Here is a 12,307-nt window from a genome sequence, read left to right on the forward strand (position 1 = left end):
TATTTTCTAAAATGATATAAACGATATTTTAATTGCATGAGCGAAGACCTGTGCCTAGGATGAGGCCAAGCCTTTCGATGGCCGATCACTCCCGCGCCTCGGTCGACAAGAACAACAAGGAGTCCTCATGCCCATGCCCCCTCACCGCACGCTGTCAGTCCAAGCCCTTCCGCTCGGTCGGCCGCCCTCAGCTCTCGCCTAGTCCCCCTCTTTTCACGACTCGTCGAGGCTCTTTCCATGGAAACCAGCAAGATCGCTCTGGCCGGCACCGCATCGCCCGCCGGTGCCACCCCCAGTAGTCGCAAACTCCAGGTCATCACCACCATAGCCACCTTTGGCGGCCTGCTGTTCGGCTACGATACCGGCGTCATCAACGGCGCCCTGCCCTTCATCAAGAACGACCTGCACCTGACCCCGCTCACCGAAAGCCTAGTGGTCTCCTCACTGGTATTCGGCGCAGCCCTGGGCTCGATCGTCAGCGGACGTTTTTCCGACGCCCATGGCCGCCGGCGCATCATTCTGCTGCTCTCGTTCATCTTCATGCTGGGCACCCTGGGCTGCACCTTCGCGCCCAATACCGCCACGATGGTGCTCGCCCGCTTCGTGCTTGGTCTTGCCGTGGGCGGCGCCTCGGTCACCGTGCCGGTCTACCTGGCCGAGATGGCTCCCAAGCATTTACGCGGGCAGCTGGTTACCCGTCAGGAGCTGATGATCGTCACCGGTCAGTTGCTGGCCTTCACCAACAACGCCCTGATCGCCAATTTCTACGACGGCGACCACACCTGGCGCTGGATGCTGGTGATCGCCACCCTTCCCGCCATCGTGTTGTGGATCGGCATGCTCAGCGTGCCGGAGAGCCCACGCTGGCTGGCCTCCAAGGGACGCTTCGGCGAGATGTTGCGCACCCTGCGCCAGATTCGCGAGGAGCACCACGCTCAAGCTGAAGCTCGTGAAGTTCGCCAGCAGGCCGAAGACGACGCCCGCCAGGGTGAAGGTGGCTGGGCCGACCTCAAGACCCCCTGGATCCGCCGCGTCTTTCTCATCGGCCTGGGCATCGCCGTCACCCAGCAGATCACCGGGGTCAACTCCATCATGTACTACGGCACCCAGATCCTCACCGATTCCGGATTCGCAACGAAGGGCGCTCTGATCGCCAACGTCGCCAATGGCGCCATCTCGGTGGTGGCCACCTTCGTCGGCATCTGGTTGTTGGGCCGGGTCAACCGCCGCCCCATGCTGCTGATCGGTCTGCTCGGTACCACCACCTCGCTGCTGCTGATCGGAGTGCTGTCCCTGATCCTCGAGCCGGGCCTTACCCGCGGCTTCGCCATTCTCTCCCTGACCGTGGCTTTTCTGGCTTTCCAGCAAGGCGCCATCTCGCCAGTGACCTGGCTGATGCTGGCGGAGATCTTCCCCATGCGCATCCGCGGCTTCGCCTTGGGCATGTCCGGCTTCGTACTGTGGCTGGTCAACTTCCTGGTGGGTTTCTTCTTCCTGCAACTGGTGGCCTGGTTCAGCATCTCCACCACCTTCTTCCTGTTCTTCGCGCTAGGACTGGTGGCCTTGACCTTCGTGTTCCGCTACCTGCCAGAGACCCGCGGCCACTCGTTGGAATCCCTCGAACGCTACTTCCGCAAGCTGGGCTGATGCCACTGCTCGCCATTCACCTTCAAGATCATCGTATCCAGGAGTCATGCCATGAAGATCGCCATTGATCCCTACATGTATCGCAACCTGAGCCTCGCGGAGACCTGTCGGCGGGTAGCGGAGTCCGGCTTCGAATATCTGGAGCTCTCGCCGAGGGAAGACTTCCTACCCTGGTGGAAGCGTCCGCGAGCACATTCGGAGCGCATCGCCGAACTCAAAAAAGCGCTCAAGGACCATGGTCTGCAGGTCGCCTCGCTACTGCCCATGTACCGCTGGGCCAGTCCCCACGAGGACGAACGCCAGGCCGCAGTCAATTACTGGAAGGAAGCCATCCAGGTAGCGGTGGAGCTAGGCTGCGACACCATGAATTCCGAATTCGGTCGTGGTCCCTCGCCCGAGCGCGGTCACAAGATCAGTTGCTGTGGCGGCAGCCATAGTCATGAGTCCAGTGAAGCGGCCTGGTGGCGCTCGATGGAAGAACTGGTCCCGATCTTCGAGCGCGAAGGCATCACCCTGAACATGGAGCCGCATCCGGAAGACTGGTGCGAGACGTTGCATCCGGCCATCGACATGCTCAAAAGCATCGGGTCCGCCAACGTCAAATTTCTCTACTGCGCGCCCCACACCTTCTACTTCGGCGACGACATGGCCCAGATGATCGCGGATGCCGGCTCGCTGATCGGCCACGTGCACATTGCCGATACCTGGAACCACAAGGCTTCCTCAGGCCTGCGCTATATCGTCAATCCGCCAGGTGCCCAGGTAAGCGTGCATCAGCATATGAACATGTACCAGGGCGAGATCGACTGGGACCTGTTCTTCTCCTCGCTGGCCAAGGTGGGTTTCGACGGCATCGTCACGTCCTGTGTGTTCGGCTGGGAAGAACGCGCCGATGAGTCGGGGCGTTTCATGCGTCAGGAGATTCAAAAGTACGTAGGCAAGCATTGGCTACGCTGAGACAGCGCCGCGCAAACGCTTGATCGACAAACAGAAATTTCTTGAGCAGAAGGCTTGACAGCCACCGGCGCCTTGCCAATAATGCGCGCCTCGGATGGCTACGTAGCTCAGCTGGTTAGAGCATAGCATTCATAATGCTGGGGTCCGGGGTTCAAGTCCCTGCGTAGCCACCACCTATTTCCAAGGGTCAGCGTAAGCTGGCCCTTTTTTATTGCCCACGAAAAAGTCCACCGTGGCACCGCTTTTAGTCCCCTCTCCCTCCGGGAGAGGGCCAGGGTGAGGGGCCTTTCACTCCGGACCTCAGCCTCGCCCCATGAAAAAGCCCGACCTAAGCCGGGCTCAATCGCACCGCGAAAAGCTTACAGCGCGACCTTCTGCTTGCTCTCCAGCTCTTCCGCAGCAGCCGCGTCCTGAGTATCGATGGACTGCACCAGCGCCTTGGAGCTGAAGGCTCGCAGGTCACGCAAGAAGTTGTCGCGCCAGGAGGCCAGGTCCGCCTGGCGGATCACCCGCATCATGTCCTCGTAGCGCGACTTGCGCTCTTCCAGCGACATGCGCAGCGCCCGGTCCAACGCCTCAGCCATGCCAACGTGGTCATAGGGATTCACGATCAACGCCGAATTGAGTTCGCGCGCCGCACCGGCAAAGCGCGACAGCACCAGCACGCCGGGATTCTCCGGATCCTGGGCCGCCACGTACTCTTTGGCCACCAGGTTCATGCCATCGCGCAACGGCGTCACCAGGCCGACGTCGGAGGAGCGGAACAGCCCCATCACTGTGCGCCGGTCGTAGCTCTTGTTCAGGTAGCGGATCGGTGTCCAGTCCAGCTCGGAGAAGTGGCCGTTGATATGGCCGGCATGGCTCTCCAGCTGGCGGCGAATGTTCTGGTAAGAGACCACGTCTGCCCGCGACGAGGGCGCGATCTGCACGAACTGCACCGCCCGATGATGCTCGGGGAAATGCTCCAGCAGCTTCTCGAACGCCTGGAAGCGCTCCACCAGACCTTTGGAATAGTCGAGCCGGTCGACGCTGACGATGGTCTTGTAGGGCACGCCCTCGATGCTGCGCGAGATGAACTGGCGCCGCGTACGATAGGACTCGGCCTGCTTCTGGATGACGTCCGGCATCACGCCAATGGGATAGACGCCCACGCGGAAGTTGTGACCATAGGCGGTCAAACTGCCATCCTTTTCCAGCACGCCGCGTACTTCGCGGGTGATGTAGTCCTGGAAGGCCAGCTGGTCTGTATCGGTCTGGAAGCCGATCAGGTCATAGAAGCACAGGGTCTTGAGCAATTCGTTGTGCGGCGGAATCGCGGTGAGGATTTCCGGCGCCGGGAAAGGAATGTGCAGGAAGAACCCGATACGGTTGCGAATGCCCAGCATGCGGCAGGCTTCGGCGAAGGGAATCAGGTGGTAATCGTGCACCCAGATGATGTCATCGGGCTTGAGCAGGGGCTTGAGGCGCTCGGCCATGGCCATGTTGACGCGTCGATAGCCGTCGTACTCTTCGCGGTTGTAGCGCGCCAGATCGATCCGGTAATGGAAGATCGGCCAGAGGGTGGCGTTGGAAAAGCCGCGGTAGTAGTGGTCGTAGTCGCGCTTGGTCAGGCCGAAGGTTACGTAGTCGATGTTGTCCTTGGTCTGGGTCTTGGCCGGCCCGTTTTCCTTGACCGTCTCGCCGTTCCAGCCGAACCAGATGCCACCCGACTTGCGCAGGGCGTCCAGCACGCCCACCGCCAGACCACCCGCGGTCGCCTTGCCTTCTTCGATCGGGGCTACCCGATTCGATACCACCACTAAACGGCTCATCCTAATCTCCTTGCTTATAATGTGGCGCGAGGTCGCGGCTCAGCTGTTGCAGCCAGAGGGCTACCGCTTGGACCGAAGGCAGGCGGGTCTTGGCGACCGTCTCCCCCTCCCCCACCTTGACGGTCAGACCGCCTCGCGCATTGACGACGGCGAACCCCTCTTCATCGGTGCGATCATCACCGAGAAACACCGGCAGGCAGCCGGCAAAGGGTTCCAGTTCGAGAAAACGGGCGATGGCTTCGCCCTTGCTCGCCGCAGCGGGCTTGAGTTCGAAGACGCACTTGCCCGGCTGCAACTTGAATTCGGGATGATCGGCCGCGATGCCTTCGGCCAGCTCGCGTACCAGGGCTTCCTTGTCCGGCGCCTGGCGATAGTGCAGGGCGAAGGCCACGCTCTTGCGTTCGAGCAGCAGGTCCGGATGTTCGGCCAGGGCCGCTTCTAGACGGGCACCGACTTGCGCCAGCATCTCAGCGTCCAGGGTCACCCGATGGGTCTTGCCCTGGGGATCGCGCCATTCGGCGCCATGCACTCCAGCCGCGGCCAGCCGCAGCGGCGCCGTGAAGCCATCAATCTCGGCTAGCGGGCGCCCGGAAACCACGGCGACGCCATGGTGGCGCGCCAGCTGTTCGAGGGCGGCGAGGGTTTCGGCGGGAATGAAAACCTGTTCCGGACGTGGCTGCAATTCTGCCAGGGTGCCATCCAGATCGAAGAAGAAGGCCAGCGGTTGGCCCGATGAGGTGAGGCTGTCGAGGTCGATCATGGAAGGTACGACTGCCGGGTCACCGTATGGTTCGTTCACACCTTCCGGCGGTGCCGAGGAATTCCCCTTGCCGACGCGTAGTCGGATTCAGGGAGATGCTCTAGCAGCCCTGCCTTTGGAGACCACCATGAACAAGCCCGACATCACCAAGACCCCCGAAGAGATCGATGACATCCAGGACCGCATGGGCGACATGCGCGAACTCGACTTCAGCGAGCGTAAGGACGAGCGCGGTGGTCGCATCGGCGACGAAATGGACGAGCGCGACTATGCAGGCCAATTCCCCGAGGAGCGCGTGCGCCAGGCCGGCATGACCGGTGGCGAAACCCTGGATCATCAACCGACCATGGACGACGCCAGTCCGGAAACCCTGCTGGACGAGACCGGCGCCCGTTCGCCGACCGACTACGGCGATGCCTGGCCCAATGACAAGGAGCTGAGCGTGGTCGAAGACACGGACATCGGCGGCGGCTCGGGCCAGGACGAAGCCGAACTCGGTCGCAGCCATCCCCTGGACGGCCAGGCGTGGGACGGCGAGGCCGACGAGCCCAACGAAGCCGAAACCCAACGGGACGCCCGCTACGCCGATCTGGACGCCAACGACGAAGACCTCGCCGGTGACACCAGCCTGGATCTGGACGAAAAACGCGCCGATCACTAAAAACCGCTGACGGCCTAGTCGAGCAGCGTACAGGCCATCACCAGCGCATCTTCCCGGCCGCCGACCGCGGGATAATAGTCCCGCCGGCGGCCGATCTCGTTGAAGCCATAGCGCTCATACAGCCGATAGGCCGACTGATTGCTGGCGCGCACCTCCAGAAAGCACTCGTTAGCCTTGGCCTTGCGCGCTTCCTGCAGCAAATGCTCCAGCAGGCGCAGACCGAGACCGCGCCCCTGGCTTTCCGGCTTGATGGTGATATTGAGCAGATGGGCTTCGTCGAGAATGACGTTGATCACTCCATGCCCCACCTGCTGCTCGCCGGCCGTCATCACCCAGCAGTCGTAGGACTTGAGCGCATCCAGGAAGATGCCGCGGGTCCAGGGGTGGCTGAAGGCCTGATATTCGATCTTCAATACCGTGTTCAGATCGGCTTCGGTCATCCGCCGAAAGCTCACCGCATCGTTCATTGCTGTTCCATCCAGCGGCGCCGCTGCGGGCGCATGGCTTGCCAGAGCCTGGCCTTGGCAGCCGGCTCTTCCATCAAGATATCCAGCCCTGGCACCAGCCAGGCCGGTCCCAGGGCGGTGTCCTGTTCCACACCGGTGAGCTGCGCATCCTCGACGCCACCGCAGCGCCGCGCCGCGCCGCCGAGCAGCCAGAGCCCCAGGCCTTCGCCCAGGCGCTCCTGGTGCCCCGAGACGAAGCTCTGCACGAATTCGCAGGCCGCGGCCGGCCCCTGGTCGAGTTGACCGCTGTTGAGCAGTGGCCAGCGAATGGGTTCTTCACTGACGATCCGCGGCGTATCCGGCAGGCCAGCAGCGCGCAGCAGATCCCGCAGCAACAGATAGGCAGGATCGCGCGAACCCAGAGTATCGCCAGTGGGCAATTCCAGCAGCAACAGGCAACGCCCGGCCTGCAACAGCTGCAAGGCGAAGCGCGGCGCCGGCTCGCGCGGTGGTGGAGACACGCGCTCCGGCTCCGCCTCGACCACCGTGGCCGCAGCCGGTTTTACTGCGCTGGGTCGCGGGATCTCGATGCGCGGACGATTCGCCGTCGGTGCCTCGACTACTGCTGCGGCTGGCGCAGCCTTGGCTACCGGCTCCGGGCGTACCACCCGGGCGGCGACGGGCGCCTGCTCCGGTTCCTCGACCCACAGGGCTTCCGGCCGCGAAGGCGCCGCGAAGGGCAATACCGTACGCGGCACCCAGACATCCAGCTGCAGCGCCTGCAGATAGGCGCGACGACGCGCCTCGGCGGCAAGCGAGGGGCTGGTGGAAGGGGCGGGGTCGGACATGGGCGGATCCTTCGGACACGCGGCGGGATTATGCGGGGCGGCATTGTCGCTCGGATCGTCCCGGATCGAAAGGCCGCCCTGCCCATCGGTCCCACCGCGGTCACATCGAAGGCTCTGGCGTCTGGAGTACAATGGCGCTTTTGTCTGGTGCGGTCCCCGCCATGATCGACCCCAAACGCGTCCTGCGTACCCTTGCCGAACACTGGCACCTCATCGACCCGCTGTGCACCCACTTCGACAGCGGTACCCTGGGCCTGGCCGAACTGCGCGCCCGCCTCGCCGAGCAGTTGCCCGAACGCACGCCGGCCGACCTGACGGCCCTGCTGGACACCTGGATCCGCCTCGACATCCTGGTGCCGGTGGCCAAGAGCCCCAACCGCTTCGAACTCAATGGCCAGATCCACGACTTCCTCGGCTACCTCAGGCGCGAACACCGCCTGGGCCTGTGCCTGGAAATCGAGGCCTACCTGCGCCACCTGGAACGCCTCGCCGGCCACATCCGCGAAGCCTTCGACAACCGCGACGGCCCCGATCTCGTTCGCCAGCTGCGCCTGCTGGACATGCGCGTGCGCGACGTCCTCAAGAAGCTCGCCAACGATGGCCATGCCCTGGAAGGCGTCGCCGAACGCGCCAAGACCAGCGACCGCCAGATTCCCCTGCGCCAACGCTATGCCGAGGTGCTGGCCACCTGGGACGAATACGTCGAGCCGATGATCCAGCTGGTGGCCGCCGATGGCGCCTTCGAGCGTGGGGTGCATCGCGTCGAGCAGGTCCTCCTGCACCTGCTGGGCGAACAGCAGCGCCTCGGCCAGCTGGTCGACGACGACCTGCTACTGCGCACCCAGGCGCGCATCCTGGAGATGCACAACGCCGCCCAGCTGGCGCTCAGACGCGCCCGCGAATTGCTGCTGCCGCTGCGCGAGGAAGCGCGTCGGCACAACGCCGTGACCCGCGGCGCCGCCCTGGCCCTGGCCACCATTCGCCGCAAGGGTCTCGACGCCGTGCCCCAGGCCGCCTTGCCGCTGTTCAGCCGGCCGCAGAGCGTCTTCCTCGGCACCACCGCCCAGGTGGAAAGCTATGTCTACGCCCTGGCCCGCTTCGAGCCCAAGCCGGCGCGCTTCCCCAGCCAGACCAGTCGCCCGCGTGACAGCGAACGCCCGGCCGCGCCCCGTACCGCCCGCGAGATGCTCGATCTCTGCCAGGACGCCCTGCCGCTGCCCGACCTCATGGCCTGGCTGCTGGAACAGGAGCCGGCCGGCGACACCGACGAGCTGCTCTACTGGTTCTCGCGCCTGTCCCGGGATACGCGCTTCCAGCGCCAGCGGCTGGATCGGCGCCACTACGACACCCTCGAACACCGCGTCAGCCTATGCTCCTACGCCCTGACCGCCCGATCTCTCGCGAGCGACGCCCATGCAACTTGATCTCAATGAAATGACCCAGCTCGCGCCCATCTTCCGCGAGTTGTTCAAGGGCTATCACCTGTCCCGCAGCGAGCCCGAGAGCTACGCCCAGCTCAGCCAGCTGCAGGACCAGTACCGCGCCCTGTTCCGCGCACTCGGCTTCGAACTGGTCTGCGATCCACGCGGCTTCTACTATTTCGTCCCCGAGCAAATGGGCGCCCAGGTCAACAAGACCGCCCAGCGTCTGGCGCTGTTCACCTTCATCCTGGTCGAGCACCTGGCCGACCAGGGCCGCGACCCCCTGGCCGTGCTCGACGGCGGCACCCTGGGTCGGCACGAGTTGCCGGCGCTGCTGGACAAGTACCGCGATCTCTTCCTGCAGGCCGAGGTGACCACCCAGGAAGAACTGGAGGAAAAGATCCTGCGCCGCCTGACCCAGCTCGGCTTCGCCCTGGACAGCAACGGCACCTACCGCTTCCTGCCGCCCATGCACCGTTTCCTGGATGTCTGCCTGACCGTACAGCAGGACCGCGACCTGGCCGCCGGCCTGCATGCCAGCGACCTGCCGCTGCCGGCTCCGACCCTGGCCAGCGACGAGGAGAGCGCCGACGAGGATGACGAAGAGGCCGCCCTGGCCCGCGCCATCGCCGCAGAACGGGAGTTCGACCTATGATCCGCTACGGCATCAGCCGCTTCGCCCTGCTCAATACCGCCGGCTACAGCCTCGGCCTCTTCCCGCTGGAACAGCCGCTGTCGGTCTATGGCGCCAACAACCTTGGCAAGAGCGCCTCGATCAACGCCCTGCAATTCCCCATCCTGGCGCGGCTCTCCGACATGAGCTTCGGCAAGTACAGCAACGAGCAGTCGCGCAAGTTCTACTTCGCCACCGACACCAGCTACATCCTCATCGAATTGCGCCTGGCCCATGGCCCCCACGTCATCGGCGTGGCCGGTCGCGGTCCGGGGGGCGGCTTCGGTCACCAGTTCTTCGCCTATGCCGGCGAACTTGATCTGGCCCACTACCAGCGCGACGGTGCCTGCCTGCGCCAGCGCGAACTCTTCGCCAGCCTGGAGCGTGCCGGCCTCAAGGCCTACGAGGTCAAACCCGAGGAGTTGCGCCGCCTGCTGGTCGGCGGCCACACCAGCATTCCGCTGGACCTGACCCTGATTCCGCTCCGATCCACCAGCGAACAGAGTCTCAAGACCTTCCGCGCCCTGTTCATCAATCTGCTGCACATGCGCGAGATTACCGCCGCCAAGCTCAAGCAGCTGTTTCTCGACGCCTTCGAGCACAGCCTGAGATCCGGCAGCGTCGACTACATCGCCGCCTGCGAGGAAGCCTTCCGCGACGTACGCCGCATGGAGCAGGACTATCAGTCCCTGGTGGCCGCCGGCCCCCTGGTGGAAGCCCTGGCCAAGGGCGTCGAACAGCGCGATCACCTGAGAGGCAAGCTGCATCGCCTTTCGCCCCTGCTCGACAGCCTACTCGGCACCTGGCAGCACTACGCGATCGATCGTCGCGACGAGCTGCTGGCCCAGACCGAGCACTATCGCCAGGAACAGGACGGCCTGCAGCAGAGCCAGCGCGACGGCACCAGTGAGCTGATGCGCCGCGAGCGCGAGATCAGCAGCCTGCAGCGCTGGCTCGCCGACCTGGCCCAGCTCAAGCACCGCTTCGCCCTGGTGGACTCCACCGCGCCCCTGGAAGCTCAGCTGCTGGCGGCCAAGGACGCCCATGACGAGCTGGCCGGCGCCCTCTCCCAGGCGCGTCAGTTCAGCAGCGAAGACCTCGACCAGCGCGTCCGCGAACTGGAACAGCGCCTCAAGGGTATTCGTCAGCAACTCGATCACGCCGACAACAACAGCTACGCCCGCCTGCGCGAGGAATTCAGCCAAGCCGACGTCGACCGCCTGATGCGGCTGTTCAACGGCCAGTTGTTCAGTCTGCCACTCGGCCCCAAGGGCGTCGAACTGGCCGAAGACGGCAGTTGGGTAAAGACCTTCGAAGGCATCCTGGCACGTTTTCAGGGCGATCACCTCGAACTGCCGGGCCTGTCCGTCGACCTTTCGGGGATCGAGCCGCCCACCCTGCAGGCCCTGGCCGACCGTGCCGCCTTGCGCGACCAGAAAGATCGCCTGGAGCGCGAACTCAAGCAACTCAAGGCCCAGCAGGGCGTCAGCCTTGACCGCCAGGCCAGCAAGGCCCAGGCCGAAGCCCTCTACCAGCAGGTCCTGGATGCCCAGAAGGCCCTGGAAGATTTCCGCCGCTGCCAGACCCTCGGCGCCGAAGAAAACGAAAAACTCGAACAGCTGGCCCAGCTGGAAGCCGCCCAGGACGAACTGAGGCGCGCTGGTGACGCCTTCACCGAACGCGTCCAGCAACTCTCTGCCAAGCTGCAGCTGATCGGCCGCCAGCTGGCCGACCTGGAAGCCAAGGACCGCACCCTGGCCGACGCCCTGCGCCGCCGGCAGCTGCTGCCCAGCGACCTGCCCCAGGGCAGGCCCTTCATGGAAGCGGTGGACGATTCCCTGGAGAACCTGTTGCCGCTGCTCAACGACTACCAGGACACCTGGCAGGCCCTGCAGCGCGCCGACACCCAGATCGAGGCGCTCTATGCCCAGGTCCGCCTCAAGGGTGTCGCCAAGTTCGATAACGAGGAAGACCCCGAGCGTCGCCTGCAGCTGCTGGTCAATGCCTATGCCCATCGCCAGGACGAAGCCCTGACCCTGGCCAAGGCCCGCCGCGCCGCCGTCACCGATATCGCCCGCACCCTGAGAAACATCCGCAGCGACTACGACAACCTGGAACACCAGCTGCAGCTGTTCAACCGCGAGATCAACCGCAAGCAGGTCTCCAACCTGGAAAGCTTCCGCATTGTCCTGGCGCCCAATAAGGAAGCGCTCAAGCACATCGACCAGATCATCCACAGCGCGGGTCAGTACGAGGAAGGCGAGACCCTCTCGGTGTTCGATCTCACCCAGGACAGCAGCCAGGACCAGAAGAACGAGGACGCCAAGGAATACCTGGCACGCCTGGTGGCCGCCAACGGCAACCAGCTCGGCCTCAAGGACCTCTTCGAGTTGGCCTTCGAGATCACCAAGCAGGGCGGCCAGCCGATCCTGCACACCGACATCGACGGCGCCGCGTCCAATGGCACCACCATGACCATCAAGGCGCTCACCAACATGTACCTGTTGCTGCACCTGATGGACCGGGAGCAGGCCGCCAAGATCCGCTTGCCCTACTACCTGGACGAAGCCGCCGACATCGACGAACGCAACCAGCAGGCCCTGATCGAGACCAGCCAGCAACTGGGCTTCGTGCCCATCCTGGCCAGCGTCAAACCCCAGGTCAGCGCCCAGGTCGCCATCGACCTCGAAGGTGGCAGCGGCCCCGGCGGTATCTACATCGACGAAGCCGACTGGAAGTACATCGCCAAACGCGACCTGGCCCTGCCCGACCCCGCTTGAGCCCTTCCAGAACGCAAAAAGCCCGGCACACGCCGGGCTTTTTATTGCTCGCATAACGCTGTCGTAGGTTGGGCTGAGCCTAGCGAAGCCCAACACCTGGAAGCCAACCTCGCCTCCTCGACGCTCCGCCGCAGTGCGCTTGATCCCTGCAGCAGACCTGATCGTTTGGCTTCGCTACGCTCAGCGCCAACCTACACCGGCCCCTTGCTGCGCTTCAAACACGACAGCCCGGCGTAGCCGGGCTGTCGGTGCTCTTGCAGACCTCAAGCCGCACCTTGGCTGTCAGGTAGCCCTCAAGCTCCC

10 protein-coding genes and 1 tRNA gene are annotated in these 12,307 nt (G+C 64.2%); 7 read left to right on the forward strand and 4 right to left on the reverse strand.

The features are described 5' to 3' along the window. Positions 1-237 precede the first annotated feature (237 nt). The 3 genes from C722_RS0114230 (at position 238) to C722_RS0114240 (ending at position 2,777) form a co-directional block, all read left to right on the forward strand. Positions 238-1,647, forward strand: a complete 1,410-nt coding sequence (locus C722_RS0114230) for a sugar porter family MFS transporter (protein ID WP_017641138.1) — start codon at positions 238-240, stop codon at positions 1,645-1,647. 51 nt (positions 1,648-1,698) lie between these two features. After that, positions 1,699-2,604, forward strand: coding sequence for a sugar phosphate isomerase/epimerase (locus C722_RS0114235; RefSeq protein WP_017641139.1), 906 nt, complete (start codon positions 1,699-1,701; stop codon positions 2,602-2,604). A gap of 96 nt (positions 2,605-2,700) precedes the next feature. Next, positions 2,701-2,777, forward strand: a tRNA-Met gene (locus C722_RS0114240). A gap of 186 nt (positions 2,778-2,963) precedes the next feature. Here C722_RS0114240 and otsA read toward each other — a convergent pair. Both otsA and otsB read right to left on the reverse strand, forming a co-directional pair. Continuing rightward, positions 2,964-4,415 (reverse strand): alpha,alpha-trehalose-phosphate synthase (UDP-forming), encoded by a 1,452-nt coding sequence (gene otsA / locus C722_RS0114245; protein WP_017641140.1) that lies wholly within the window; start codon positions 4,413-4,415, stop codon positions 2,964-2,966. A 1-nt stretch (position 4,416) separates the two neighbouring features. After that, positions 4,417-5,175 carry a trehalose-phosphatase gene (gene otsB, locus C722_RS0114250; RefSeq protein ID WP_017641141.1) on the reverse strand — a complete coding sequence of 253 codons (759 nt, stop codon included), beginning with the start codon at positions 5,173-5,175 and terminating at the stop codon, positions 4,417-4,419. 127 nt (positions 5,176-5,302) lie between these two features. Between otsB and C722_RS0114255 the strand changes: the two genes are divergently transcribed. Continuing rightward, on the forward strand, positions 5,303-5,836 hold the full coding sequence (locus tag C722_RS0114255) for a hypothetical protein (protein ID WP_017641142.1): 534 nt from the start codon (positions 5,303-5,305) through the stop codon (positions 5,834-5,836). A 14-nt stretch (positions 5,837-5,850) separates the two neighbouring features. On the opposite strand, the gene rimI is transcribed toward C722_RS0114255, so the two are convergent. Together rimI and C722_RS0114265 are read right to left on the reverse strand one after the other, a co-directional pair. Then, positions 5,851-6,303, reverse strand: a complete 453-nt coding sequence (gene rimI / locus C722_RS0114260) for a ribosomal protein S18-alanine N-acetyltransferase (protein WP_017641143.1) — start codon at positions 6,301-6,303, stop codon at positions 5,851-5,853. Then, on the reverse strand, positions 6,300-7,130 hold the full coding sequence (locus C722_RS0114265; protein ID WP_017641144.1) for a hypothetical protein: 831 nt from the start codon (positions 7,128-7,130) through the stop codon (positions 6,300-6,302). The genes rimI and C722_RS0114265 overlap by 4 nt, the downstream gene beginning before the upstream one ends. Before the next feature lie 161 nt (positions 7,131-7,291). Between C722_RS0114265 and mksB the strand changes: the two genes are divergently transcribed. The 3 genes from mksB to mksF are packed head-to-tail and all read left to right on the forward strand — an operon-like array spanning position 7,292 to position 12,004. Next, entirely contained in the window at positions 7,292-8,554 is a 1,263-nt protein-coding gene (gene mksB, locus C722_RS0114270; RefSeq protein ID WP_017641145.1) for an Mks condensin complex protein MksB, read from the forward strand. Then, positions 8,544-9,206 carry an Mks condensin complex protein MksE gene (gene mksE, locus C722_RS0114275; RefSeq protein WP_026083855.1) on the forward strand — a complete coding sequence of 221 codons (663 nt, stop codon included), beginning with the start codon at positions 8,544-8,546 and terminating at the stop codon, positions 9,204-9,206. Before mksB ends, mksE begins: the two co-directional genes overlap by 11 nt. Beyond that, entirely contained in the window at positions 9,203-12,004 is a 2,802-nt protein-coding gene (gene mksF, locus C722_RS0114280; RefSeq protein ID WP_017641147.1) for an Mks condensin complex protein MksF, read from the forward strand. The genes mksE and mksF overlap by 4 nt, the downstream gene beginning before the upstream one ends. Positions 12,005-12,307: the final 303 nt, after the last annotated feature.

This window comes from Pseudomonas sp. 313 (genome assembly GCF_000316965.1).
Classification (GTDB): Bacteria; Pseudomonadota; Gammaproteobacteria; order Pseudomonadales; family Pseudomonadaceae; genus Chryseomonas; species Chryseomonas benzopyrenica.

What these genes read in the sequence shown, in the direction of transcription:
- C722_RS0114230 (WP_017641138.1), top strand. Translation starts at nt 238, where the DNA reads ATGGAAACCAGCAAGATCGCTCTGGCCGGCACCGCATCGCCCGCCGGT.
- C722_RS0114235 (WP_017641139.1), top strand. Translation starts at nt 1,699, where the DNA reads ATGAAGATCGCCATTGATCCCTACATGTATCGCAACCTGAGCCTCGCG.
- otsA (WP_017641140.1), bottom strand. Translation starts at nt 4,415, where the DNA reads ATGAGCCGTTTAGTGGTGGTATCGAATCGGGTAGCCCCGATCGAAGAA.
- otsB (WP_017641141.1), bottom strand. Translation starts at nt 5,175, where the DNA reads ATGATCGACCTCGACAGCCTCACCTCATCGGGCCAACCGCTGGCCTTC.
- C722_RS0114255 (WP_017641142.1), top strand. Translation starts at nt 5,303, where the DNA reads ATGAACAAGCCCGACATCACCAAGACCCCCGAAGAGATCGATGACATC.
- rimI (WP_017641143.1), bottom strand. Translation starts at nt 6,303, where the DNA reads ATGAACGATGCGGTGAGCTTTCGGCGGATGACCGAAGCCGATCTGAAC.
- C722_RS0114265 (WP_017641144.1), bottom strand. Translation starts at nt 7,130, where the DNA reads ATGTCCGACCCCGCCCCTTCCACCAGCCCCTCGCTTGCCGCCGAGGCG.
- mksB (WP_017641145.1), top strand. Translation starts at nt 7,292, where the DNA reads ATGATCGACCCCAAACGCGTCCTGCGTACCCTTGCCGAACACTGGCAC.
- mksE (WP_026083855.1), top strand. Translation starts at nt 8,544, where the DNA reads ATGCAACTTGATCTCAATGAAATGACCCAGCTCGCGCCCATCTTCCGC.
- mksF (WP_017641147.1), top strand. Translation starts at nt 9,203, where the DNA reads ATGATCCGCTACGGCATCAGCCGCTTCGCCCTGCTCAATACCGCCGGC.